This is a genomic window from Paenibacillus sp. FSL K6-1566, assembly GCF_038050475.1.
GTDB classification, from domain to species: Bacteria; Bacillota; Bacilli; order Paenibacillales; family Paenibacillaceae; genus Paenibacillus_AQ; species Paenibacillus_AQ lactis.
The window spans coordinates 3954924-3980237 of sequence record NZ_JBBOSR010000001.1 but is presented as its reverse complement, the minus strand read 5'-3'; the positions used below and the strand labels follow the sequence as shown (position 1 = coordinate 3980237).

Genomic DNA, 25314 nt, shown 5'->3' with positions numbered 1-25314 from the left:
GGCAGCGCCTTTTATATCGGGAATCGGGCAAGTGAAGTTTGTAGCAGACACAATTCCTGTGACAGTGGCTAACTCATAAATTCACGTTTGGAGGTGTGTTATGAAGCGCTGCTTATATAGAGCCGAGGGAATCGGGAACATGGACGCCGTTTCCGGTTTACGCGAGGAGCGGATTAGGTTTGCGGCCGAGAAAGCCATGGAACGTCAGCATGTATCCAGAATGAGCTTGTTTGCGAACGGAAGCGGATTGTTCCTATATTACGAATGCCTACGCGGGCCGGTACGCCCGGAAAGCTTGCTGCCGGAAGCCGATGCCTGGCTGGTGGCATGGCCCGGCGCAGAACCGGGACGGAGGTGGGCGCCGATGATCGATATTTTTCATTATCAATCCCCCGTTTCGGAGCTGCACTGGAAGCGCAGGAACGAAAACATCTTGCCGTACGGAAGGATCGCTCGTTTAAAGCCGGAAGAGGCTGCAAGCTACGTGTATTACCATTATCAATACCAGGAAGAGCGGCCGGGCGACGGCGACAAGTATGGGATCATCGGCATGCACGAGACGGTGCTCTTCTTCTATTCCGAGCTCCCGGCCACGATCGAGCCCGCCCCGTACGAAGGAAAGCTGAACACGAAGCTTCGACCGGACAATTGGGCAGAGGTGATGGAGCCTCATTTCATCAAATGGGGGGATGTTCCAGCTGAACAGGAGATTTGGCGGGAGCTGGAGCTGGTGCTGGACTTGCGAGTTTATGATGAAAGGAAGGGAATGAACGATGCGTAATCGGGTGTGTCTGAACGGGGAATGGGATTTTATGCCGTTGTATGGCCAGACGCAGTGGAGGCGGCTGCCGGATGAGCTTGTATACGAATCGCGGCGGGTGCAAGTCCCGTCCAGCTGGCGGCGCTCCTACAGGCAGGCGAATGGCAAAACGTTCGGTGAAATTCCCGAGCACGGATATGCTCCGATGGACCTTTACGGCTACCCGAAAGAATGGGACGAAGCGGAGGCTGGCGTGCTGCATCGAAGCTTTCGGATTCCCGAGGACATGGCCGGGCAGCGAATCGTGCTGCGCCTGGACGGCATTATGCAAAAGGCCGTCATCTTTCTCGATCGGGAAGAAGTTGCCGTATGGGAAGACGGCTATCTGCCGCTGCGATTAGATATTACGCCTAAGGTCGGCCAGGGGCGTGAGCATCATCTCCATGTCGTATGCGGAAGCTTCGACAAAGTGACGCTCCCGTCTGGCATGGAGAAGGTGACAGGTCTGACGGGCTCCTGGTTTGGCAATGTCGCCCGGGGGATATGGCAGGATATATATTTGGAGAGCTATCCTCCCCTATCCATAGAGGATGTTACGATCCGTACATCCGTCCGGAAAGGCCGGTTTGAGCTGGATGTGTTGGCCGGAACAACCGATCCGGAGGCGGCCTCAGACTCGCTCCGCGTCAGAGTGAATATCCGGGAAATCGGAGTGATATCGCAGCGGGATGATCAGCTGCTGAATCATCGAGATTTCCCTGGCAGCGGGAGCGGCCGGCAAGCGGCTGATGATGGCAAACCGCTGCAGGTTTTCACGCTCGGAGGAACGGGCACGGAGCGTGAGATGCTCGAACACGGAAGCGGCACGGCTCGAAGAGGGCTCGCCCAAGGGGGACCGCCGGTCCTTCAAGCGGAGCGGCCGGCGGAGCACTTCGTTTTTGAAGCGGCTTCACATCTCCGGCTGTGCGTAAACGATCGCGGCGGAGCTGTTTACCGTGCCGCTTTCAGCCTGGATTGGCGGGATGCCAAGCTGTGGGACCCGGATACGCCGTTTCTGTATGCGGCCGAAGTTGAATTGCTGGATGGCGGGCAGGTTGTCGATCAACGTGTTGAAGTGTTTGGATTCCGCGAGTTTTGGTGCGAAGGCCCGCGGTTTATGCTGAATGGCATCCCGATCCGGCTTCGCGGCGATTCATGGCATTTTCAAGGCGGGCTGCAGCAGACGGAAGCGTACATCCGTAATTGGTACCGGATGTGCCGTTCCGTCGGGATCAACAGCGTTCGTCTGCATGCCGAGCCGTATCCGGAGGATTACGTGCGGATCGCCGACGAAGAAGGGATGCTGATCGTCGACGAAACGGCAATATATGGATCGGCCAAATCGATGCTTGCCGACCATCCCGACTATATAGCCAACTGCCGCATGCATGTTTTGCGGCTCGTTCGCCGGGACAAGAATCACCCGTCGGTCATCATGTGGAGCCTGCAGAACGAAATGCGCTGGGTGGACGGACGGGACGGTTACAAGCTGCATATGCCCTGCTTCATCCAAGCGATCCGGGAACTGGACGCAACGCGTCCGATCGTCGCCGAAGGAGACAACCGGTTGCTGCCCAAAGCGCATACGGAAGTGGAAAGCCGACATTACAACATAGACGGCACGATAGCTCAGTGGGACCGGTCCGTTCCGCTGACCTACGGCGAACACGGAGGATGGTGGTACATCTGTCCGCAGAACAGCAGCCAGTATGTTGGGCTGAGGGCATACCGGGATACGGACGAGAGTGCGGCAGGACTGGCTCAGAAGGAGCGCTTATTCGTAGAGTATGCGCGGCGGCAAGGCGTCTCCGGCATATCGACGTTCAATTTCGCGCATTACTTCATGAGGGCGATGCCGGAGCGCGATGCTGCGGTTCCGCCGTCGGTACCGGGCTTGCCCGGTGTAAAGCCCCGAAGGATCCCGGCTTATTCGCTGACGATCAACAACGGACTGCTGCCTGATCATCCGATGTACGCGCCCAATCCGGCGTTCGCCATCATGGCCGAGGCGTTTAAGCCGGTCACGATGTTCGCTTCTGAATATAATCGCTGCTTCTATGATGATGCGCCCATCACCCGACATTTTGACGTCTTCAATGATACGCTCTCGGAGCAGGAGGTACGGATTGAATGCAAGATCATACAGGGAGAGGCGGTCGTTCATGAGCAGGTCTTCGCCTTCCGTCAAGAGCCTGCCGAATCTAGAACAATCGGGATAGCCTGGACTCCCGCACCCGTCAAGAGAGAAGGGGCGGCCGTGCTTTCGGCAGTGCTGCTCCATGGCGGGCGGCGGATGCATGAGCTTCGCGTAGAGTACCGGCTCGTGTCAGCCTGTTTGCTCCGCGATCCCGTCGACGTCGAACGTCCGGCCGCCTACTGGGGATCGGAAGAGGATTACGACATCCTCCGCAGGCTCGTTCCCGGCTGCGAACGGGTGGATCGCGAGGCGATCGCCCAGCTGCCGGCCGCTGGCTTGCTCATCATCGGCAGCAGGACGGTGGACCCGGACGGCTCGCTCGAGGATTTGCTGAAAGACTTCGTTGCTCGAGGCGGACATCTGGTGATGCTGGAGCAGACCGGGCTGTCGCTGGGACGGCTAACGCTGTCGCGAAGACCGTTCCTTCGTGCCCATGCCGGCGATTACCGCCATCCGGTTCTGTCGGGAATCGGAGACGAGGATTTAATGTTCTGGCAGGAGGAGCTATGCGAGGAAGGACCGCTGCCGATCATTCGCGCCGCATTCGAGAAGCCGGCAGCCGGGGATTTCACCATGCTTCTGGAATGCGGCGCAGGCGATTTCGGCGACGGCGGGGATCTATGGACCCCGCTTTTGGAATACCGAAACGGCCGCGGCTTGTTGCTGGCGAACCAGCTGGAGCTGATGGCCAATATCGCTCGTGCTCCGCAAGCCTGCTTGCTGCTTCGCAACCTGCTTGCTTACGCGGGCCGCGCAGATGGATTAACCGGGGATGACGCTGGGCCCGCAGGCGCGTTGGTTCGGCCTGGCGGAGAGGCAGCGGCATTTCTCGACAAGCTGCAGCTGCGCTGCGCCTTGCTTGATGCCGAGGCGCTGATGGAATCTGCACCGGCTGGTGAAGGTGACGGTTTTGCCCAAACTGCAAAGGATCTCCGCATGCTGGTTGTAGAGGCTTGCCTGCTCGATGTCCCTGGTCTCGCCGAGGCAATCAGGCATTATGCCGAAGCCGGTGGACGGGTGCTTGTCCTGCCGGCGGAGCCATGCGAGCAGGAGGCGCTTGCCCGGCTGCTGGGCCGGTCGGTGTTTGTGGAGCCGCATGAAACGTTCCATCTGGCTGCGGGCGACGCCGGGGAGCTGGTGAGCGGCTTCAGTCCGGTTGATCTGTTCGGCTTTGACAAAGTGTTTCTGTCGCCGCGGGACGCCGCCAACCGGCCCCTAGCCTCGCACCGGCTGGAGGTGCAGGAAGCAACGACATTGTTGGCCAGCGTCGAAGGGACCGCCTGGAAGGATTACTTCGTGAACGGCTACACTTCGGAGTACAGCCGCCTCGCGCTGGTTGAGCTGAATCGCATCAAGGCGCGCGGATCCGGGGCATTCCTGATCGAGGTCAAGGCGGGCGGCGGCTCCATCCTGTGCTCACAGCTGTCGCTTGACGCTGACAGCGACAAGGCACGAAGGCTGTACGCACGTTTGTTGGCCAATCTTGGCGCGGACTTTGACGACGGCTTCCTTGAGAGCGAGAAGGATGACGGGGCATGGTCCGTGGAGGCGGTCATGGCGCTGCCCTGCCCGACCTATGCCGACTACGAAGCGATGAAGGCATATTATACCGATCCTGATTTTTCGCTGAACAATTTAGGGGAGGGCCTTTACGGCTGGATGCAGAAAAAAGAGCGCAGGAGAGCGGATGGAGCTTTGCTCATCCGGGATGCGGGCAAGGATCCGTGGTTTTTGAGCTGCTTCGTATGGGTGCCGGGTGAATCCGCAGCGCCTCGCGCGGGACGACTGCAGATTCAGACCGGCGCGCCGTACGTTATCTATTTGAACGGCGAACGGGTCCCGAATCCGGAACGCGAGATTACCCTGGCGGGAGGACTTAACCGGCTGATCGCGATTGTTCGCGGAACGGGCGGAGATTTGGCGATCGGAATGATCTTCCGGCATGCGGATGGGACGTACATGAAGGATTTGGAATACCGAATGACGCTGAACGAGGTTGAGCCGAAATGACGGGGGTCTTTACGGGGGCTGAAGTTTGAGGTTGCCCCGGCGAACGACGGCCGCTTAGGATCCTGACCGTGATGGTGCCGAATACCCATCTTCAAAATCAAGCGGCTTCTTGCGTGTGAATCGAATAGAGGCACTAGGTAACGTGGACAGGAACAACACAGCCCTTCCGACTTCCTTAAGGGAAGCGAAAGGGCTGATTGTTTTTCGTTTTTTTTTGAAAAGATGTTGATCTGTTCGACAGGGCGGATACGAGCCAACATGAGCAACGGTGCGATAGGACATATTGAGCTGCCTTTGGCACCCTCTCGATCTTGGCCATTGCCGATCATAGCTATGTAAATTGAAAGGGACTGCTCCCTCTGGGGAACAGTCCTATCGTAATCCGCGTGAGCCATTTGGAAGTCTCATAGATTTAGGTTCCAGTCCCAACGCGGGTAAGTTTACTGATGATTTTGCGGACGCTTTCTCCGGACAGGAAGTAGGTCCGTTCTAATTCTTCAATGGTCCGGCCCTTGCAGTAGGCCCGGTACATTTCCTTATTGCGACGTTCGATGCGTTCTCGGGAACCGCTTAATTCACCCCAGCCGGCTCTTTGCTCGCTTTGTTTCGGTATGTAGAGAAGTTCTCCGTCTATATACTGTTGAATTTGCTGCAGCAGCTCGGGGGGAAGCACTTCTCTACCGTTTTTGTAATGGCCCATCGATGCCCTCCTCTTTCTGTATGAATGTTCAAGCTATCGCTGAGTGTCAAAACAATTGTATTGATCATGCTTGCCCTCCTCCTTTCGAATTTATAATTTGTTGTGTTTACGAATTGGAAAACAGATATAGGGAGCCCCGGGGGCTCCCATGGGAACGGGTATTCGCTTTAAGCGAATACCACCTCGTGGATCTGAATCATTGCGCTTCAGCCTCCTTTCCGCTCATTTCGTCGGCCCGACCTCTATATTAAGCCATAGATTGGTGGAAATTTGCAATAGATAAAACAATAATAATTGTTTTTTACCAGACATTCGTAAGGTGAACGTTGGATTCTGGTCAAGGGAGCCGAGGGCAGGTGGTGCGTGACTGGATTATATAATATAGTTACTTCAGAATGCAAAATAAAAGGAGCTTTCGCGTATGTCCACACACGATACGCATGTTCAGGAATTAATCACGCTGAAGACCATTGCCGAAACGTTGAACGAATCGAATGAGTTAATCCCCATGCTGGATGTGGTGATTGGGAAGCTGCTGGAGCTGACAGGACTTACGACCGGTTGGCTGTTCTTAGTGGAGGATCCGGGAACGCATGAATTCATTGCCGGCCGGAATTTGCCGCCTGCCCTCCGCAGGGAGGACGACAAGCCCATGCGCTGCGGCAGCTGTTGGTGCCTGGAGCGTTATGACGACGGCCGTTTGAGGAATGCCGTAAACATTTTGAATTGCAAACGTCTGGATAACGCCGTCCGGTACCAGTGGGGCGATACGGAAGGCATTACCCACCATGCAACCGTTCCTTTGCGATCCGGCAGCCGCAGGTTCGGCGTGTTGAATGTAGCTGCCCCCGGGAAGCTGCACTTCTCCAAAGAGGAGCTGGCGCTCTTGGAGTCGGTGGCTTACCAAATCGGCAGCGCTATCGAACGCATGCGTCTATACACAGCCGAGCAGCGTCGCGCGGATTTGTTCGCCCGGCTCGGAGAGTATAGCGGCGCACTCGGTGCTTATGCTTCCCAAGCGGTGGATCGGGCCGAATTAACGAAGCAGGTCATGAGCTTAATCGGCCGTTATTTTGATTGGCCTGTGGCCGCATTGCTGGAACCCGCCGGCAACGAAGTGACGCTCAGAGCCCTATACAGCGGAGGGCAAACCACGCTGCCCCATGCCAAATTTCCACTTGCCGATACCGCACGAACCCGCTCCCGGAAGGGGAGAGTCACGACGGATCCGATAAGTGCCGAAGACGCCCAGCGGCTTGCGGATCACTTGGCTAAAGAGGGATGGATCTCATCCGTTACCCGAGCGGTTGCTGTCCCGCTGGCGGCAGCAGGTGATTCCGAAAAGGGACTGCTTCTGGTAGCGTATAACCCCTACCGGGATTCGTACCGGGCGGACCTCGGGGTGATTGAGGCTCTGGCTGAACATATCGGGATGACGCTTCAGCGGTTCCGTCTGGAGGAGAACCGACGGGAGCTCGCAAGGATGGATGAGCGAAATCGTCTAGCCCGGGACCTGCACGACTCGGTAAGTCAAACCCTCTTCTCCCTGGTGATGATGTCCAAGGGGGTAGGCGGTATGCTTGCCGGGGAGCCGAACGAAACAGACAGTATGCTGCAGGACACGATCCATGATATTCAGTCGTTATCGCAAAGCGCTCTGAAGGAAATGCGGGAGCTGATCATGCAGCTTCGTCCGCCCGGACTCGAGGAAGGGCTTATGACAGGGCTTAAGCAATACGGGGAACGATTGAGGCTTCATGTGCGTTCGCATATCAGCGGGATACAGGAGCTTCCTCGTATCGTGGAAGAAGCTTTGTGGAGGATCGGCCAAGAGGCGCTGAACAATGTGAGCAAGCATGCGGATACCAAGGAAGTAACGATAGCTTTATCCCTCCAGGAGGATGAAGTCGAGCTTCGGATTGAGGACCGTGGGCGAGGGATTACCAAGCAGCGATTGAACGAGCTGACAAAGCATTCCATCGGGCTGTCCAGCATGCGCGAGCGCGCTGAAACGCTAGGAGGACGATTCCGGTTATACAGTGTACACAGGGAGGGAACCATCATTGAGGTTATGCTGCCCTTGAGGGAGAGATTAACAGAGAAGGAGGGGGACCGATGATTCGATTGATGATCGCTGACGATCATGCCATGGTTCGCCGGGGGCTTCAGGTTTTTCTGGCAACGCAGCCGGATATCGAAATGGTCGGTGAAGCCGCGAATGGCGAGGAGACGCTGGAGACGGCCAAACAAGTAAATCCCGATATCGTGTTAATGGACTTGAATATGCCTGTTCTCAATGGCATCGATACGACGGCACGATTAAAAAAAGAACAGCCTGACATTAAAGTCATTGTGCTGACCTCGTTTGTCGATTATGACCACGTTCTGCCCGCCATTCGGGCGGGAGCCCGCGGATATCTCTTGAAGGATATTGAGCCGGAGGAGCTGGTAGCCGCGATCAGACGGGTGTTCCAAGGGCAGGTCGAGCTGCATCCTGATGCTGCAGGTCTGCTTATGACGCATGTGACTTCGCCGGCAGGAGCTGAAGAAGCCAGCGGACCCGCTCATTCGGGAAAGGCTGCACAGGAGCTGGATAAGCTCACCCGGCGCGAGCAAGAGGTCCTGCAGCTGATAGCATCAGGCATGAATAATAGGGAAATCAGTGACGCCCTTCACATTACGGAGAAAACGGTCAAAACCCATGTCAGTCATCTGCTCGATAAGCTGGGGGTTGCCGACCGGACGCAGGCAGCCATTTACGCGCTAAAGCATGGAATTGTATAAGGTGTCGGGAATGAATTGGATCTGATGAACGCCAACTTTTCTAAGACTAAAGTTGTAGAAGCTCTCAGCCGAAGGCATGAGAGCTTTTGCTTGTAAAATCACTCCATATGCTGACGATTTCGATCGCTTGCCTCCTCTACAATGTACATAACAAGCTTTCAAATACGAGCAGGGGAGGCAGTACAAATGAAGATCGTGATCATCGCGGGCAGCAACCGCAAGGAAGCAACAAGCACCATTTTGGCGAAAGCCCTTCAAGCACAAATGAACCTGGGGTCCGTGGAAACGGAGCTGTTTAACTTGTATGAAACTCCGCTTCCCTTCTATTCCCCAGACGAGATATTTAACCGTCATGAGGGCGTTCGTGAGCTGCAGCGTCTGTTAATGGAGGCCGACGGCATTATTTTGACTACACCGGAGTATCACGGAGGGATGAGCGGAGTGCTGAAGAACGCCTTGGATCATATGGGGCAGATGCATTTCTCGGGTAAGCCGGTTCTATCCGTAAGCTCGGCGGGCGGCGCGGTCGGTGTGAGTTCGTTGCAGCAGATGCAGGCTACGGTACGCAATCTGCACGGAATTAACAGTCCGGAGTGGATTTCCATCGGGGGGTCTCAGCGCAATCTTTACGAATCGGAAGCGGCAGAAGGAACGATCGTCCTGGATTATCGAGCCAAGGAAGCCCTCGCTATCTTCATGGAGCTGGTCAAGAAGATCAGCAGCAAAGAGGAGGTCGAAGCCTTATGATTACCCATTTCGCCTGTTTGAAATTAAAGACGGTTTCGATCCAGGGGGTGAAGCAATTCTACCATGATCTGCTTCATTTCCCTGTCGCAAGGGAAAGCGAGAACGAGATCGAGTTTCAGCCAACGCCTGATTTTACGCTGAAATTTGAGGAAGCTGGTGAACCGATAACCCCTGTCCACATGGCGTTTGAGGTGGCTTATTCCCAGTTTGAATTCATTGTTCAGAAGCTTGGGGAGCAGATGCCCTTATTAAAAGGGCCGGACGGAAAAATTGTTGCTTCAATCGATTCCAGTGTGAACGTGTACTTCAGGGATGGAGACGGGAATTTGCTCGAATTTCTTGCCCATCCGTATTTGAAGGAAGATGTGCTCGTTCCGTATGGCACTTACGGTGTCCTGTATTTGCGGGAGGTAGGGCTGCCCGTGGAAGACCCGGTAGCTGCAAGATTATGGATGAAACAGACGCTCGGGTTAACGATTGCCAAGGAGTCTGATCAATTTGCTTTTGTTATTGGCGGAACGGCCCACGCCGTTGTTGTATCAACCATGCGCAAATGGATCCCAATCGCGATGTATGCGCTGGCGCCTTCACTGGAAATAACATATGGCGTGACAGACGAACGCTTTCTGGATCGGGTTCGGTCATCCTTGGATCGCCGGATGATTATATCGGATACCGAAGCAGGTCTTCATTTCAGAATGTACGGGTACAGCATCCGATTGAAGGTCACTAGCTTCCCCAAGGATATTGCGGTCAGGCTGAATTTGCCGCACGCAGCCGAAGGGGAGGAGGTGAATTCGGTCATTGGCGACGAATTTCTTGAGGAAGGTCTGACGGCTTTGAGCCGGGGCGGCGAGGTCGGATGGTTTGAAGGGCATGTCGGCGGAGCTTATTTGGCAGCTTATTATATGCAAAAAGAGCATGACCTTCCGCAGGAGGTATTGCAGGGGCTGGCTGCCAATTGCCGCCACTTGCGCAGTCGGCATGAAGATTGGTTTAAGCCCTATCCTCCCGAAACTGCGCAGCCAGAGCTGATGGAACGATTGATTGAAGGCTTGCTGCCTAACCTGACAAATCTGAGCACCTCCGGACATGGGGTAACCTTAGGCGTACTCGCGCTAAAGGCGCTGCGGGACCGTCCGGACTTGCTGACTCCGTCCATCGTTCGAGGCATCCTAAAGCTGATGGAAGATGCAGGCGGAGAACATAAACTTGCACGCTATTACGGAATCGATGATTATACGCAGCTGAATCGATCGGAAAATTTGCTCTCGGACATCCCGCCTTACCGGGATGCATCGGATCTGGCAGTTCGTGCCCTTTCCGAGCTGGAACTCGTCCTGCCGGATCAACATGTTGAAGGCGAGTTTTACTTTTTTGCCGGTGAACTGGAGCATGGCGTTACCCATGCCCATGCGCTGATTGAACTGGAACGGCTCGGATACGCCGAGCTGGCAAAGCTCGGTCAAGGCAATCATCGGCTGCAAATGAAGCTTAACCGCCTAAGGCCTGAAGCGCTATCGAACCAGGGGGTAAACATCGCCGAGGAAGCCTCGATTACGGAAGCAAGCTATTGGAACAGACAATATGAAGATCCACATGCCATCAAAGTGCCTTATGCTGCATTGTCCCTGCTCCAATATGTGCCGCCGGAGAGAAGATCAGATATGGAACGCGGTGTGTGTAGGCTGCTGTCGTTAATGAAGTAGGATAAAAGTTATTTTAAACGTCGGAAGATATGGTAATCATATCAAGCAGGGTATCGTCAATGGAACATTTATGTGCTAAAAAAGCACGGAACTGGAGGGAATCATGAAAGTTGCAATCGTTGTAGGAAGCATTAGAAAAGAGTCGTACAACCGGAAGCTGGCGGAATATTTGAAAAAGCGGTATGCGGATCAGATCACATTTGAAATTGCGGATATTCGCCCGCTTCCTTTTTACGATGAAGACATTGAGCTGGACCCGCCTAAGGCCGTCAAGGAGTTTAAAGAGCAGATTGCTGCCGCGGACGCGGTATTATGGATCACGCCGGAGTATAATTATTCCATACCGGGCGTGCTCAAGAACGCGCTGGATTGGTTATCGCGCGTCGATAAGGTTATGAACGGAAAGCCGTCATGGATCATGGGCGCATCGATGGGTCAGCTGGGAACGGTTCGCGCACAAGAGCATCTGCGGGATATCCTTTTTTCCGTGGGCATCACATCTCCGCTGCTGCCGAACAATGAGGTTTATATCGGCGCCGTCCATGAGAAGATGGATGAATCCGGTAAGCTGATTCATGAACCGACGATCCGTTTCCTCGATCTCGTGGTCAACAATTTCATCACATGGATGAATACCCGCAAGTAGATAACAGATCATGGAGCCCTTTGGCAGTTGCCTGCCGAAGGGCTTTTCCTGTATATTCACCTCATAACGCGACAAAATCAACAAAAATGTGAATTGCTTCGGATGGGGGAGATGCTGCGTGTACAAAATCCTGATCGTGGATGATGAACCGATCGTAAGGGAAGGCATTAGAGAGCGGATTCAATGGGCCAAACATGGATATGAATGCATCGGAGCCTGCGAGAACGGACGCGAAGCGCTGGAGGTAATGGCCCAAGAACGGCCGGACGTGGTGCTGACGGACATCTGCATGCCATACATGGACGGGCTGGAGCTGTCCCGTCAAATCGTGGAGAAGTATCCGAAGACGCGGATTATTATTTTGACCGGCTTTGATGATTTCGATTACGCGCAGCAGGCGGTGAAGCTGCAGGTAACAGACTTTATTTTGAAACCGATTACATCCGCAGAACTGCGCGAGCTGCTGGACAAAATCAAACTGGAAATGGACGAGGAGAGCGGCCGCAACGAGCATCTTCTAAGGATGAAGCAGGAGCTGAAGAACAGCATGGCGCTGCTCTCGGAGCGCTTTCTGGAACGCCTGGCTTCATCGCCGATGCGAAGAGCGGATATCGCGGCCAAGCTGGCGTACTTCAATATTCCGCTAAACGGGCCGTTATATATCGCCATGACAGCTGAGATGGACGAGCCGTCGCTGTATGGGGAGACGGCTGATGTGGAGCTGTATGCCTTTGCCCTTTACAACATTGTTCAAGAGATTGCAGGGAGCGCGCAAGAATCGGCGGTTTTTCGTTTCAAAGAACATAAGGTCATGGCAGTGCTGTCAGGATCAAATGCGGAAGAGCTGCATGCACAGGCATATAAGCTGGCCGAAGAACTTCGCAATTCCGTGAAGGAATATATGAAGTTCACGGTAACGGTCGGTATTGGGACCGTATGCAGCGATGTAGCCGAGATCCGGCATTCCTGCCGCGCTTCCGAAGCCGCCCTGGAGTACCGGCTGCTGATGGGGCCTGATCAGGTCGTGAACATTACGGACCTGGAGGTGCGCGGGGGGAAGCCTCTTCAAGACGGCTTCGAAGCTGAGGCGGCGCTTGTGTCGGCGATCCGTGCGGGGACCGCTTCCGAGGTCGACCATTGCATCCAGCGGCTGATCCAGGAAATTGGAAGCGCTTCAATGCCGATTGAATTATGCCATGTGCGGATTCTGCGCGTGATGCTGGCCGTGCTGCAGACCTTGATGGAGATAGGAAGCAACGATCATGATCTGTTCGGGATGGAGAAGAGGCTGCTGTCCGACTTGTATTCCTTCCGATCGCTGGAGCAGATCGAGGTGTGGCTGAAAGGCGTATGCGGGGAGGCGCTGCAAGGCGTGGCGCAGACCCGTAAGGATCTAACCCGCAGTCAAATGATGGAGGCTGTGGATTACATACATTCCCACTATAGCGATCCGGATCTGTCCGTAAAGACGGTCAGCAGCCGCATCTTCATGAGTACCAGCTATTTCAGCGCGCTCTTTAAGGCGCATACCGGCCGGACCTTCGTGGAATACGTGACCGATATCCGGATGGATAAGGCGAAGGAGCTGCTCAAGCATTCGGGAATGAAGACGTACGAGATTGCTGCGAGCACGGGGTACCAGGATCCGCAGTATTTTAGCGTCCTGTTCAAGAAGCATACGGGCGATACGCCGACGGAATATCGAAACCGGATCACGGCTGGGGGAGAGCGGCGATGAGACCGTCCACCCGCATCAAAAGCATTCAGTCCCGCATCGCCGGCTCCTTCGTCATGCTCGTTCTGTTCACGGCGCTGCTGCTGATTTTTATCTCCTACCCGTTGTCGGAATCGGCGGTCCGGGAGACAGCGGAAAATTACACCTCCGAGCTGATTAACCAAGTGAATGCGAATATTGAGACCTATATCACCGGCATGAAGGACATGTCTTTGGCGGCCATGAACAATCCGAATGTACGTGAATATCTCGTTTCCGGCGGCGGGCTTGAGCCGGAAGAGCTGGCCAAGCTGAAGAGGAAGATCTCCGGCTACTTCCACTCCATCCTCGTCTCCCGTAAGGATATCGCCTCCATCCATATCTTCGGATACAACGGGACCTTCATCTCGGACCGCATGGATACGGAGCTGAATCCGAACATCTCGCTGCAGGAACAGGACTGGTACCGGCAGGCGCAAGAGCATAAAGGACAGGCGGTCATCTCCTCCTCGCATGTGCAGCCTGTCGTTAAGGACGAGTACCGATGGGTCGTCTCGCTTAGCCGGGAGCTGAGCGGATCGGATCCGGACAAGGGGATCGGCATTCTTTTGATCGACTTGAACTTCAAAGTCATCAACGACATGCTCAGCAAGCTGGACCTTGGCAACCGGGGGTACGTATTTGTAATCGACAAGGAAGGCCGTATCGTCTACCATCCGCAGCAGCAGCTGCTCTACAGCAATTTGAAGACTGAACGGTTGGAGCAAGTGCTGCAAGATACCCGGGGCGGATTTGTAGTGAAGGAAGACGGAGGCAGTCGGATTTACAGCATCAAAGACACGGATTTCGGGTGGAAAATCGTCGGCGTGTTCTACGAGAATGAGCTTGTTGACAACAAAAGGCAGATGCAGCGCTCATTTGCCATTGCGGGGATGCTCTGCCTCGGCGTCGGGGTGCTGTTATCATTCCTTCTTTCCCGTAACTTGACGCGCCCGATCAAACGCCTGCAGGAAACGATGGCGGAGGTTGAGAAGGGGAATTTCGATATCCGGGTTCCGGTCGGCCATTCCAAGGAAATTTCCAGCTTGGCCCGCAGCTTTAATGTCATGGTGCTCAAGATCAAGGAGCTCATGAACCAGATCGTCGTCGAGCAGGAGGTCAAACGAAAAAGCGAGCTGAATGCGCTGCAAGCGCAGATTAACCCGCATTTTCTGTATAACACGCTGGATTCCATCATTTGGATGGCGGAGAGCAAAAAGCATGACGAGGTGATTCTAATGACATCGGCGCTAGCCAGACTGTTCCGGGCGTCGCTCAGCAAGGGCAGGGAAATGATCCCGATTGCTACGGAGATCGAGCATATTACGAGTTATTTAAACATCCAGCAGATGCGGTATCAGGATAAAATCCGGTTCACGCAGAGTGTTGATCCGAGCCTTTACCCGTACGTGACGCTGAAGGTGCTCCTTCAGCCCCTCGTGGAGAACGCGATTTACCACGGCATCAAGAACAAGCAGGGACCCGGCAGCATCGTCATCAGCGGCGAGCTGCAAGGCGACCGCATTATGCTGCGGGTGGCGGATGACGGGATCGGGATGGCCCCGGACAAGCTTTCCAAGCTGTTGACCGCTCCGGGGAAGGAGCGATCCAAGACGAGCGTAGGCATCGCGAATGTGCATCAGCGGATCCAGCTGTATTTTGGTCCCGAATACGGCTTGTCCTATGAAAGCGAGCCAGGTGCCGGAACGACCGTTACTGTCACCATTCCGGCCATCCGAGTCGAGGAGCTTGCAGGAAGGGGGGAGAAGCTGTCGTGAGATCAACGATTCGTTTGCGATATGTTCTGCTGGCCGCCGTCGCGGCTTTGGTCTTCGGAGTTGCCGTGTATCAGCTGATCGGCGGGGGACGTCAGGCCCCCCCTAAAATAACCGTAGCCGTTAAAGCGATGGACGAAATCGAATTTTGGCGCGTCTTGATAGACGGCGTTCATACGGCTTCGCGGGAGTTCAATGTGGAGGTATCCGTCATTGGTCCGCCGAAGGAGGTCGACGTCGACCGGCAGATCGAGCTGATCGAGGCGGCGATACCGGAGAAACCGGACGCTATCGTCATGGCTGCAGGCGACTATCATCGCCTTGTTCCGGTGGCAGAGAAAATTCACCAGGCGGGGATTCCCTTAGTCATGATCGACTCGGCCGTGCAGGGAAGCTACGCGGAAACCCTGATTGCAACCGATAATTTCGGTGCCGGGCAGAAAGCCGGCAAAGAACTTGCCGCTCTGCTTCCTGGGAATGCGCAAGTTGCGATTGTAAGCTTTGTACAAGGCGCCTCGACTCAAATTGAGAGGGAGCAGGGCGTTCGCAGCATCCTTGAAGGGAGAGCCGGGACGGAGATTGTCGGCACCTATTTCAGCGAAGGCATGGAAGAGCGCGCTTACGAGATCACGATGAAGCTGCTGCAGGAGCGTCCGGACCTGGATGGGATCGTTGGCTTGAACGAACCGTCCACCGTTGGCGCCGGAAGAGCCATTCGTAAGCTGGGTCTCACGGGACAAGTCAAGCTGGTCGGCTTCGACAGCTCAATCAAGGAGGTCAAGCTGCTCGAGGAGGGGGTCATTCAATCGATTATCGTGCAAAAGCCGTTTAACATCGGCTATTTGGGTGTAAAAACCGCCCTTTCCGTACTGGAAGGCGATAAGGTTCCAGACAAGGTGTATACCGACTCGGTCGTCATTCACAAAAGCAATATGTATACCGAAGAAAATCAGAAGCTGCTCTTCCCCTTTGTGGAGGAGTAGCTTTTTCCTTTATCGAGTGGGTTTTTCAATGAGAGAAAAATCATAGATTTTTCAACATCGCGAAGAGAATATTCCATTCCGGCGGGCTGCACTCCACAGGTAGAATGATCGTAAAAGGCTCCACTGCTAGAGAGGTGAATGACTGTGAGCGAAATACTTGTGCATATGGAAGGAATCACCAAGCAATTTCCCGGCGTGATGGCGCTGAACGGATGCCGCTTCGAGCTGAGGAAAGGCGAGGTTCATGCGCTTATGGGCGAAAACGGGGCCGGCAAGTCCACGATGATGAAGATATTGACGGGCGTATACCAGAAGGATGAGGGCAGCATCACGTACAAAGGCAGGACCGTCGAAATCAACCACCCGAAAACGGCTCAGGATGCGGGGATCAGCATGATTCACCAAGAATTGAACCTCGCACCCGATCTGACCGTCGCTCAAAATATTTACATCGGACGGGAGCCGCGGCGGAAGCTCGGGCTGTTCCTCGACGAAAAGGCGCTCAACCGCCAAGTGGAGGCGCTGTTCGAGCGCATGGGACTCGTTATGGACCCTTCCGCGCTGGTGGCGGATTTAACGGTTGCGAGGCAGCAGATGGTCGAAATCGCGAAGGCGTTGTCTTACAACGCCGATGTGCTGGTGATGGATGAGCCGACAGCAGCATTGAGCGAAGCGGAGATCGAGGATTTGTTCCGCATCATCCGGCAGCTTCGCGCCGAAGGAGTTGGAATCGTTTACATCTCGCACCGGATGGATGAAATCAAACGGATTACGGATCGCATCACCGTGATGCGCGACGGTCAATACATCGCCACCGTCCCGACCGCGGAAGTCTCCACGCAGGACATCATCTCCATGATGGTCGGGCGCCAGATTTACGATACGTCCAAGCCCGAGGGCGTCTCCCGTGATCGGGAGACCGTGCTTGAGGTCCAGGGAGTGAGCCGCGGAAGGGTCCTGAGCGACGTCAGCTTCACCTTGAAAAAAGGAGAAATTCTGGGCGTTGCCGGGCTGGTCGGCGCTGGGCGCACTGAATTGGCCCGGGTGATCTTCGGGGCAGACCGGCCGGATGCGGGGGAGATCCGCGTTCACGGACAGCCTGTGCGAATGAAGGGACCGCATGATGCGGTGCGCCACGGCATCGGTTATTTATCCGAGGACCGGAAGCGCTTCGGCTGTATCGTTGATCTGGACGTGAAGAGCAACGTTGCGATCGCTTCCTACCGGCGCTTTCTGAAGCCGGCGGGATGGATGGACACCGGCCGAATCCGGCAAGAAGCGGAGCGGATCGTAGATCGGCTAAGGGTGAAAACGCCGCATGTTGACCAGGAAGTCAAGTTTCTCTCCGGCGGGAATCAACAGAAGGTCGTCATCGGAAAGTGGCTGACCCGTGACTGCGATATTCTCATCTTCGACGAGCCGACGCGCGGCATTGACGTAGGCGCGAAGAGCGAGATCTACAAATTGCTGAACGAGCTGGCTGCTCAAGGCAAATCGATCATCATGATCTCGTCGGAGCTGCCGGAGATTCTTCGGATGAGCCACCGGATCATCGTGATGTGCGAAGGCAGAATAACCGGCGAGCTTGGGCATGAGGAAGCAACGCAGGAGAACATCATGCAATTGGCCACGGCAGCGATGTGAGCGATTTACGGAATCTAACCATACGAAAGGAAAGATACAAGCCATGAATCTACAGCTGAAATCAGGCGCACTGCAGCAGGTGCTCGCTCTTGCAAGCTTGGTTGTGCTTCTCGTCACTTTTTCGATTTCGTCAGGCAACTTTTTTCAATTCTCCAATCTGATCGGCATTCTGTTGTCCACGGCGGTCATCGGCGTTCTGGCCCTTGGCTCGACCTTCGTGATCATAACGGGAGGCATCGACCTGTCTGTTGGCACGGTCATGACCTTAAGTGCGGTCATGACCGGCGTATTCATTACGTTCTGGGGGCTGCCCGTCCCGGTCGGCATTCTCGGCGGCATCCTGACGGGCGCGCTGTGCGGGCTGCTGTCGGGAACGGCGGTTGCTAAGATGAAGATACCGCCGTTCATCGCCACCTTGGCCATGATGATGATCGCGAAAGGGCTGGCATTGATCATCTCGGGCGCGAAGCCAATTTATTTTACCGAAGCGGAAAGCTTTGCGAACATTTCCCAGGGAAGCGTGCTGGGCTCGCTGATTCCGGGCTTCGATATTCCGAATGCGGTGCTTATATTCTTCATTGCCGCGATTCTCGGCTTTCTGATTTTGTCAAAAACCATTATCGGCCGGTACAATGTCGCGCTCGGCAGCAACGAGGAAGCAACGCGGTTGTCGGGGGTCAACGTCGGTTACTGGAAAATTGTCATATACACCCTGACGGGTGCGTTCACTGGACTTGCCGGCGTTATGATGGCTTCCCGGCTGAATTCGGCGAACCCGGCCCTAGGCGCCGGATATGAGCTGGAGGCGATCGCGGCCGTCGTGCTTGGAGGCACCTCGCTCAGCGGAGGAAAGGGCACGATCATGGGTACGGTTATCGGCGCGCTGATCATGAGCGTGCTGACGAACGGATTGCGCATCTTGTCCGTACCGCAGGAGTGGCAGACGGTCGTCGTCGGATTCGTCATTATTTTGGCCGTGTATGCGGATATGCTCCGCAGAAGGAAAGCGTAGGAAGCTTCGTTCGGGAGGAAACTCATGCGGAGGGATCAGCGCCCTCATCCGACGGGCGGATTGCAGCGAATCACATGTTTGTAGACCTTCCTTCAGGAAGTTCTATAGATGGACATTTTCATTCAAAGAACAAGGGGAGATTGAAGATGGGAAAAAAGCTATCGGTATTTGCGCTCGTGCTCATGCTCGCAGCGAGTCTGCTGTCCGCCTGCGGCAATGCAGGCAATGGAGCATCCGGCGGTGACAGTCCAAGCGAAGGGGGCTCGGGCAGCGGAGGTTCAGCCGCAGAAGGAGAAATCTACATTCCGATCATTTCCAAAGGGTTCCAGCACCAGTTCTGGCAAGCCGTAAAGTCAGGGGCTGAGCAAGCCGGCCAAGAGCTTGGCGTGCGCATTACCTTCGAAGGGCCGGAGACGGAATCCCAAGTGGATAAGCAGATTGAGATGCTGCAGGCTGCGCTGGACAAAAAGCCAAGCGCGATCGGATTCGCCGCGCTGGACAGCCAGGCTTCGATCCCACTGCTGAAGAAAGCCCAGGAGAACAACATTCCGGTCATCGCATTTGACTCCGGGGTGGAAAGCGATATTCCGGTGACAACGGCGTCGACCGATAATATGGCAGCATCGGCACTGGCAGCCGATAAAATGGCGGAGCTGATCGGTGGCGAAGGCAAAATCGCCATGGTTGTTCATGATCAGACGAGTGTCACGGGCGTCAGCCGCCGCGACGGCTTCAAGAAGCAGATTGAGGAGAAGTATCCGAATATCCAGATCGTCGATATCCAGTACGGCGGCGGGGACCATCTGAAATCGACGGACCTGGCCAAGGCGATGATGCAGGCGCATCCGGATCTGAAAGGCATATTCGGTGCGAATGAAGGCTCGGCCGTCGGCGTCATTAACGCCGTGACCGAAATGAAGAAGGATGGCCAGATTGTCGTGATCGGCTTTGATTCGGGCAAAGCCCAGATCGATGCGATCAAGAATGGTACGATGGCTGGAGCCATTACGCAAAATCCGGTTGGCATCGGCTATGAAACCGTGAAAGCCGCCGTGGCTGCCATCAAAGGCGAGAAGCTGGAGCCGCAGATTGACACAGGCTTCTACTGGTACGACAAGAACAACATCGACAGCGAGGAGATCAAGGCGGTAATTTACGAATAGGCACCGTAAGCAAACCAGGGTGTCAATCATACAAAAGGGGAGCCCTAGAGGCTCCCCTTGTTCGTGCAGCATCCGCTTTACGCGAATGCCACCTCCGTATTCTGAATCAATTCGTTCAGCCTCCTTTCCGGTGAATTCCGTCCGGCCGGACATCTATATTAAACCATAGCCCTGGAGCAGGTTGTAGTGAATAAATAGGCTTAATTGTTTTTTACCAGCGACCCTAGTCTTGGGGCCCTTTACCAACTTCCGGAAGAGGGATACAATAAGGTACTAATGCTTGGGGAATACAAGCATGAATGAATGCATGAAGCATGGAGGAGTCGGGATGATTAAAATGGTTGAAGGGAGCTTGCTTGAAGCTGCTGAGGATATCCTTGGGCACCAAGTAAATTGTCAAGGGGTTATGGGGTCCGGAATCGCTAAGCTGCTGCGAAACAAGTATCCGAGCTTATTTCCTGCTTATAAAGAATTTTGCCAAAACCACGATCCACATGATGTATTAGGCAAGTGCCTGATCGTCAAAACCGATAACAAATCCGTTGCCAATCTGTTTGGTCAGCTCAATTATGGAAGACAAAAAGTGAGGTACACGGATTATGAAGCTTTGAAGGAGTCCCTAGCCGCACTTAAGACGGAAGCACAAAAAGACGGTCTTAGCGTAGCTTTACCGTTCAACATTGGCTGCGGCCTGGCAAATGGGGATTGGAGCGTTGTATATGGAATCATTGAGGATGTTTTTCATGATTACGAGGTAACTTTGTACAAGTTAGAATGAATGATTTGTTCGCTAGGGCCAGCCGGAACGTCAGAAGTTTTTTAAGAATGGACGAAAAAAAGGGCAGTCCGTTGCTGCCCTAGAGATCGAGTTTAATAATCCGACCAAGAATCAAGTATACCATTATAGAAGTGCAAGTAAGTGTCGCCATAAATCCATTGATCCATAGTTAAATAGCTGCCCGTGTACGAACTATGATCATCGGGGGCCCCCCAGGATAGCAGCACCTGTTCCTGATTCATGCCTATAGCTATCTTTTGCTGAACGATCCGATTCCAGGTAGCAGAGTCCCACTTAGGGAATACGCTCTTGGGATTAACGGTGTAGAAACCTTGTTGTATTACCGTGCTGGGGTCATCATAAAAGGGAAGCTTAAAAGTAACATTAGCGCCGTTTGATCTCTTTGCAGTTACAATGAGCTTATTTCCCTTCATCTTCACAGATTTAAAGTAGACCTTTTCAATATTTAAAAGAGGATTGGATGAAGGTAATAGGTTTTTATTTGCCCAGTAATACTTGCCGGAATAAAAGCCGTTAACATTTTCATAATAAAAATAGGTACAGAATGTATCAGGTGTAGAACCACTTACCAGCTCTTCAACGACTACTCCATTATTCAGCAATATTTTAAAACTCGTTGTTTGTTTGCTGATTACTGCCATCTCAATGACCCGCCCAACCTTTTCTCCTTCATAGATGTATACCTTTTTCCCCATATAGGTCTTAAGATAGTCATCGGATACCCTTTTGATCTGGGACATTAATTTCTCTGATTTGGCTTTACCTTCTTTGTTGCTCCACAGAAAAATAGTATGAGATTCGTAAAACTCCTTACCGGACAGACCTGATATCTTATAAAAGTAGTCTAATTTTATATAAGTGGTCCCGTCTAATAAAACGGAATTACTTTCATTAATTTTGTATGTACCCTTATTTGACTTTACTGTGATTGGTTTAGAGTAGTCGATTGAAATGTTTTTAAGTTTGGATAATAATTTCACAGGAACATACGTACCCGGATTTTTTATTTTATCGATGGAATAGGCTTTTTCACGCGTTATAAGAATTTCGCCGTCTAAGAAAATGGCCTTTTCTTCTGATAAATAAGCATTGCCAGGTACAACGTTTGACGTTGCGTTTGATTCAGGTGATAAGAATATGGAAAAGAATGAGGTAAACAAAAAAATGATAAGCACTTTTGCTTTTAGTAGTTTTTTCATACGGCCTCCAAGATTATAGTCATTATGGTCTATGAGTAAAGTACCATAAATGGTTAACGGTTAGTAGGAAATAAAAGTAAAGTGAGTACCGCTTGTCCATTCTTTCCCGGTCTTTAGCCAGAATCGAGCGTACATCAACCAATACGTATATACCAAAGGATGATAGATCAATGGAATGCGTCATATTCGTTGGGACGAAGAACTGCCGAGGAACTGATTCAACGCGATTCGCTCGGAGTTTCACACGCGCATACAGCTTATAGCCGTTCAAGCTTTCCCTCGCTCCAAACCCGCTCCCAGATGGCATCTACCGTCTGTTCAATGGTCAAATCCGACGTATCGAGCCATAAACCGATTTTTGGCGTTTCCTCACGCAGCCGCCGGTCCAGCTCTTCGGCTTCCCAAATGCCGTATCCTTTCTTATTCCGCTGCGCTTCCCTCTGAAGGAGGACTTCGGGGTTAGGCGTCAAAACGACGATATATACCGGGACGCCCTTTAAGTGGTTGCCCATAGTCTGCAAGTGAGGCCCGATGATGATATCCTGAAGCACGACCTGGAACCCGGCAGCGACATAGGCGGCCGCGGCGGAAGCGGAAAGACGATACCGCAGCTCAAGCTGGGCTAACGCTTCCTCTGAGGCGACAGGTAGCAGTTCTTCCCTTCCTTTGACAATCATCCTTCGAAAGGTATCTCCCCGTAAATGAACGGCACGATCAAATTTTTCCGCCAATAGCTGGGCGATGGTGGATTTGCCGGAAGCCATGGCCCCTGTCACTATGATGACGCCAGGATTTTGTATATCAGACATTCGTAAAACCTCCTTATTGATGCATTGGATTCGCATTCGATAAATCAATTCTAATTTTTGGTCATTTTGGTCCGCCAAAGAAAAGGTTGTTTGTGCCCTCGCGTGTCGACTTGATGCATTTCTGTCTTCAACGATAGCATAGAAACCGCATCGGAGGAGGGGAGAGCATCGTTCAAAACATTTTTTACCGACGATTATTAATAGATAAAAGGGAGCTAAATCTTCACAACTAAACTAGTCGTTATTACGATAAACAAGTGCTTGAAATATGAATATGGATTGAGATTGTGAAGCAGGGTATATGGCGTTTCATGTTCCGGCATAACTGCATATTAAACACGGGTACTGGGGGAATCACCCAGTACCCGTGTTTTGTTCAAGTGACTCTAGAGCATGCTTTACCGGGTGATGCTCCGCATCCTTCTGTCCCATTCCTCGATGATGCGGGACTTGTCGAGCCCGCTTCCGATTAGCGTGAGATACCCCCGCTGCAGCGGCAGGGAGCTGGATTTGTGCTCCAGCCTGCCCGCCGCCCACTGCACCAGCATAGAGCCTGAATCCAGGCGGACATAGCCTTTGGCCCGAAGGAGACCCGTTACGCCCTGGAAGAAGGCCTCTAGCTCCTGTTTTCCGGCGGTTAACGAGTCCGGCGACAAAAACGAGTCCGGAAAGGACAAGGTTAACGAATCCAGGCCGGCGTACGAGGTCGGCTCGTTGGGATCCCGATGAGTATGGATAGGGTGTCTGATGCTGCCGTCTTCATGTTGATGCCAGTGTCTTCCTTGGAGCCGATCCTGTGGAGCCGATGGCTCCGGCGCTAATCCAGCCGCATTTTCCGCCAAGCCGGGCGGAACTGCATGCGTACTGTTTGGAGCCGCAGTAGTTCCAGGCTCAGCGGTTTCCATATGGACAGGGGAGAAGCTTGTTCCGGCGGCGCTGCCGGACGCCATCCCGCCTTGGTTTCGAGGGGGGAGCGAGATGACTCCGAAAACTTCGGCTTCGTTAATGTGGGCATAGTCTGTCAGACGTAGCTTGGCGGTGCCGTTGATGTTCCGAACCGCCGCCGTCACTTTTCTCAGCATCTTGGCATCGCAATCGCCTGCCTTGTTCAGCAGAATGGTATCGGCGAAAGCGATCTGCCCCCGGAGCGTACGCACCAGACTGCGATCCGACGCGAAGAAGCTGTTGTATTCGAGCATTTTGCCGGCATCGACGACGGCCACCTTGCGCGCTATAGATATGCGTTCAGCCAATGATGGTTCGGCCAAATCTTCAAGAATTAGCTGCGGGTTCGCTACGCCGGTTGTTTCGATCAGGATGAGATCGGGACGCCGCTTGAGCTGCACATCCATCGCCAGTTCGAGCTCGCCGCGCTTCGTGCAGCAGATGCAGCCATCGAGCAGCTTCTCCACCGGAACGTCGGGCATGTCACCGGAAATAACCGCTCCGTCTACGTCCATTTCGCCCATTTCATTCATGATAACGGCCGTGTTCCACCGCTGAGTCTTTGCGTAGGCGAGCAGTCTGAGGAGCAGGGTTGTTTTGCCGCTGCCAAGAAAGCCGCTGATGATGATGACAGGTGTCTTGTTCATCTTCTTCACCTCCGGTTAGGGTTGAGCTGCCGGATACAGCTCATCAAACGCAGCTACAGAGTCAGGATTGGTAAAAATATACGGCGAAGCCGGCTCTTCAATCGCCTCGATCGATTCGGCTTGAATCAGCAGGCGCTCCTCGCCTTCGATTTTCACGGTCTGGACCGTGCCTTCAATCGATACCCAGGTATCATTCTCGAAACGGGATGCTTGCTCTCCGCTCACGAGAATGCCGAACGGAACGGCATCGGCCGTGCAGCACATCAGCAAGAACCGGCTGACGGCAAACATGTTCTTATCCATGCTGTCATCCCTGAACACAAAGCCTTGGACCGAGATGGGCTTGCCGGCAAAGACAGGCTTATACATCTCGATCGCGCCGACGGTCTCGGAAAATATTTCGGGCCTTACCGTGACGGAGGGCATGGCGTACAGCCGCTTGGCCAGCTCCGCAAACTCCACGCTATACTTATCCCTCGGTGCGAACGGATCGACCGGGCTGCTTTCATTTGTGGTTGGGTTCGGTGCGCGGGCGCTGCCAGCGGCATCGGAATCTCCGGGTACATTCTCAGAACCGGTCCGCACATCCGGATTCGGATAGGTGTACACCATGCCCTTCTTGGCTGCCATGCTGCTCGCGAGAGGCTGATCGGGCACCAGCAATCCGAAGAGCAGGGGTAAGGCGAACAATCCGTAGACCGTTAAATTTCGGACAACGCCTCGGGGATGAGGGTGCTCGCAATCGCATACGTCGCCGGAGTCGCCCATTACGGCATGATATACCATGCCGAAGGCAATGAACAAAAGCGGTACCGGACAGAGCAGCAGAAGCGTCTGCATCTGCGGAGCCAGGTAGTATTCAAGGAGATTCGATTCATTTAAGTGCATGACATAAATAGCAAGAGCAGCCAGCAGCAGCGCACGAACAACATAATGAAACCGCGCACCTGCCGATGAATGGTTCATGGAAAGAGCTCACCTCCTTCTTGTTCA

At 53.7% G+C, this 25314-nt stretch carries 19 protein-coding genes; 14 read left to right on the top strand and 5 right to left on the bottom strand.

The annotated features are described in order from the left end of the window. Positions 1–100: 100 nt before the first annotated feature. Both NST08_RS17440 and NST08_RS17435 read left to right on the top strand, forming a co-directional pair. The gene (locus tag NST08_RS17440; RefSeq protein WP_341342067.1) at positions 101–781 is read left to right on the top strand and encodes a hypothetical protein; all 681 of its coding nucleotides are present in this window, start codon (positions 101–103) and stop codon (positions 779–781) included. Beyond that, the gene (locus NST08_RS17435; RefSeq protein WP_341342066.1) at positions 774–5006 is read left to right on the top strand and encodes a glycoside hydrolase family 2 protein; all 4233 of its coding nucleotides are present in this window, start codon (positions 774–776) and stop codon (positions 5004–5006) included. Before NST08_RS17440 ends, NST08_RS17435 begins: the two co-directional genes overlap by 8 nt. Before the next feature lie 412 nt (positions 5007–5418). Here the strand turns inward: NST08_RS17435 and NST08_RS17430 are convergent, their stop codons facing one another. After that, the gene (locus NST08_RS17430) at positions 5419–5706 is read right to left on the bottom strand and encodes a CD3324 family protein (protein WP_007128446.1); all 288 of its coding nucleotides are present in this window, start codon (positions 5704–5706) and stop codon (positions 5419–5421) included. A gap of 421 nt (positions 5707–6127) precedes the next feature. Here NST08_RS17430 and NST08_RS17425 point away from each other — a divergent pair, with 421 nt between their 5' ends. The 12 genes from NST08_RS17425 to NST08_RS17370 all read left to right on the top strand — a co-directional run bounded on the left by NST08_RS17425 (position 6128) and on the right by NST08_RS17370 (position 20700). Continuing rightward, positions 6128–7825, top strand: coding sequence for a GAF domain-containing sensor histidine kinase (locus tag NST08_RS17425; RefSeq protein WP_341342065.1), 1698 nt, complete (start codon positions 6128–6130; stop codon positions 7823–7825). Next, entirely contained in the window at positions 7822–8490 is a 669-nt protein-coding gene (locus NST08_RS17420; protein WP_007128444.1) for a response regulator, read from the top strand. The genes NST08_RS17425 and NST08_RS17420 overlap by 4 nt, the downstream gene beginning before the upstream one ends. A gap of 186 nt (positions 8491–8676) precedes the next feature. After that, positions 8677–9237, top strand: coding sequence for an NADPH-dependent FMN reductase (locus NST08_RS17415; RefSeq protein ID WP_007128443.1), 561 nt, complete (start codon positions 8677–8679; stop codon positions 9235–9237). Beyond that, entirely contained in the window at positions 9234–10946 is a 1713-nt protein-coding gene (locus tag NST08_RS17410; RefSeq protein ID WP_007128442.1) for a hypothetical protein, read from the top strand. Before NST08_RS17415 ends, NST08_RS17410 begins: the two co-directional genes overlap by 4 nt. A 103-nt stretch (positions 10947–11049) precedes the next feature. After that, complete coding sequence (locus tag NST08_RS17405) at positions 11050–11592, top strand: NADPH-dependent FMN reductase (protein ID WP_007128441.1); 543 nt, start codon at positions 11050–11052, stop codon at positions 11590–11592. Between the two features lie 118 nt (positions 11593–11710). Continuing rightward, positions 11711–13330 (top strand): response regulator transcription factor, encoded by a 1620-nt coding sequence (locus NST08_RS17400; RefSeq protein WP_213616618.1) that lies wholly within the window; start codon positions 11711–11713, stop codon positions 13328–13330. Further along, positions 13327–15123: a cache domain-containing sensor histidine kinase gene (locus tag NST08_RS17395; RefSeq protein ID WP_007128439.1), complete on the top strand. Its 1797-nt coding sequence runs from the start codon at positions 13327–13329 to the stop codon at positions 15121–15123. Before NST08_RS17400 ends, NST08_RS17395 begins: the two co-directional genes overlap by 4 nt. Further along, a complete protein-coding gene (locus NST08_RS17390; protein ID WP_213616616.1) occupies positions 15120–16103 on the top strand; it encodes a substrate-binding domain-containing protein in 984 nt (327 codons plus the stop codon). The genes NST08_RS17395 and NST08_RS17390 overlap by 4 nt, the downstream gene beginning before the upstream one ends. A gap of 144 nt (positions 16104–16247) precedes the next feature. Then, positions 16248–17747: a sugar ABC transporter ATP-binding protein gene (locus NST08_RS17385; protein WP_213616614.1), complete on the top strand. Its 1500-nt coding sequence runs from the start codon at positions 16248–16250 to the stop codon at positions 17745–17747. A gap of 43 nt (positions 17748–17790) precedes the next feature. Beyond that, complete coding sequence (locus tag NST08_RS17380; RefSeq protein WP_007128436.1) at positions 17791–18759, top strand: ABC transporter permease; 969 nt, start codon at positions 17791–17793, stop codon at positions 18757–18759. Between the two features lie 146 nt (positions 18760–18905). Then, positions 18906–19922: an ABC transporter substrate-binding protein gene (locus tag NST08_RS17375; RefSeq protein WP_213616612.1), complete on the top strand. Its 1017-nt coding sequence runs from the start codon at positions 18906–18908 to the stop codon at positions 19920–19922. A gap of 328 nt (positions 19923–20250) precedes the next feature. Beyond that, the gene (locus tag NST08_RS17370; RefSeq protein WP_340900305.1) at positions 20251–20700 is read left to right on the top strand and encodes a macro domain-containing protein; all 450 of its coding nucleotides are present in this window, start codon (positions 20251–20253) and stop codon (positions 20698–20700) included. Between the two features lie 92 nt (positions 20701–20792). Here NST08_RS17370 and NST08_RS17365 read toward each other — a convergent pair whose 3' ends face one another. From NST08_RS17365 to NST08_RS17350, 4 genes are all read right to left on the bottom strand, one after another. After that, positions 20793–21920, bottom strand: coding sequence for a hypothetical protein (locus tag NST08_RS17365; RefSeq protein WP_007128433.1), 1128 nt, complete (start codon positions 21918–21920; stop codon positions 20793–20795). A 257-nt stretch (positions 21921–22177) separates the two neighbouring features. Further along, a complete protein-coding gene (locus NST08_RS17360) occupies positions 22178–22729 on the bottom strand; it encodes an AAA family ATPase (RefSeq protein ID WP_341342064.1) in 552 nt (183 codons plus the stop codon). A gap of 398 nt (positions 22730–23127) precedes the next feature. Beyond that, positions 23128–24321, bottom strand: a complete 1194-nt coding sequence (locus NST08_RS17355) for a CobW family GTP-binding protein (RefSeq protein WP_007128431.1) — start codon at positions 24319–24321, stop codon at positions 23128–23130. Positions 24322–24336: 15 nt separating this feature from the next. After that, positions 24337–25287 (bottom strand): TIGR03943 family putative permease subunit, encoded by a 951-nt coding sequence (locus NST08_RS17350; protein ID WP_341342063.1) that lies wholly within the window; start codon positions 25285–25287, stop codon positions 24337–24339. Between the last annotated feature and the right edge of the window lie 27 nt (positions 25288–25314).

Bases quoted from the DNA above. Each gene is read 5' to 3' on its own strand.
- NST08_RS17440 (WP_341342067.1), top strand. From the start codon at position 101: ATGAAGCGCTGCTTATATAGAGCCGAGGGAATCGGGAACATGGACGCC.
- NST08_RS17435 (WP_341342066.1), top strand. From the start codon at position 774: ATGCGTAATCGGGTGTGTCTGAACGGGGAATGGGATTTTATGCCGTTG.
- NST08_RS17430 (WP_007128446.1), bottom strand. From the start codon at position 5,706: ATGGGCCATTACAAAAACGGTAGAGAAGTGCTTCCCCCCGAGCTGCTG.
- NST08_RS17425 (WP_341342065.1), top strand. From the start codon at position 6,128: ATGTCCACACACGATACGCATGTTCAGGAATTAATCACGCTGAAGACC.
- NST08_RS17420 (WP_007128444.1), top strand. From the start codon at position 7,822: ATGATTCGATTGATGATCGCTGACGATCATGCCATGGTTCGCCGGGGG.
- NST08_RS17415 (WP_007128443.1), top strand. From the start codon at position 8,677: ATGAAGATCGTGATCATCGCGGGCAGCAACCGCAAGGAAGCAACAAGC.
- NST08_RS17410 (WP_007128442.1), top strand. From the start codon at position 9,234: ATGATTACCCATTTCGCCTGTTTGAAATTAAAGACGGTTTCGATCCAG.
- NST08_RS17405 (WP_007128441.1), top strand. From the start codon at position 11,050: ATGAAAGTTGCAATCGTTGTAGGAAGCATTAGAAAAGAGTCGTACAAC.
- NST08_RS17395 (WP_007128439.1), top strand. From the start codon at position 13,327: ATGAGACCGTCCACCCGCATCAAAAGCATTCAGTCCCGCATCGCCGGC.
- NST08_RS17380 (WP_007128436.1), top strand. From the start codon at position 17,791: ATGAATCTACAGCTGAAATCAGGCGCACTGCAGCAGGTGCTCGCTCTT.
- NST08_RS17375 (WP_213616612.1), top strand. From the start codon at position 18,906: ATGGGAAAAAAGCTATCGGTATTTGCGCTCGTGCTCATGCTCGCAGCG.
- NST08_RS17370 (WP_340900305.1), top strand. From the start codon at position 20,251: ATGATTAAAATGGTTGAAGGGAGCTTGCTTGAAGCTGCTGAGGATATC.
- NST08_RS17365 (WP_007128433.1), bottom strand. From the start codon at position 21,920: ATGAAAAAACTACTAAAAGCAAAAGTGCTTATCATTTTTTTGTTTACC.
- NST08_RS17360 (WP_341342064.1), bottom strand. From the start codon at position 22,729: ATGTCTGATATACAAAATCCTGGCGTCATCATAGTGACAGGGGCCATG.
- NST08_RS17355 (WP_007128431.1), bottom strand. From the start codon at position 24,321: ATGAACAAGACACCTGTCATCATCATCAGCGGCTTTCTTGGCAGCGGC.
- NST08_RS17350 (WP_341342063.1), bottom strand. From the start codon at position 25,287: ATGAACCATTCATCGGCAGGTGCGCGGTTTCATTATGTTGTTCGTGCG.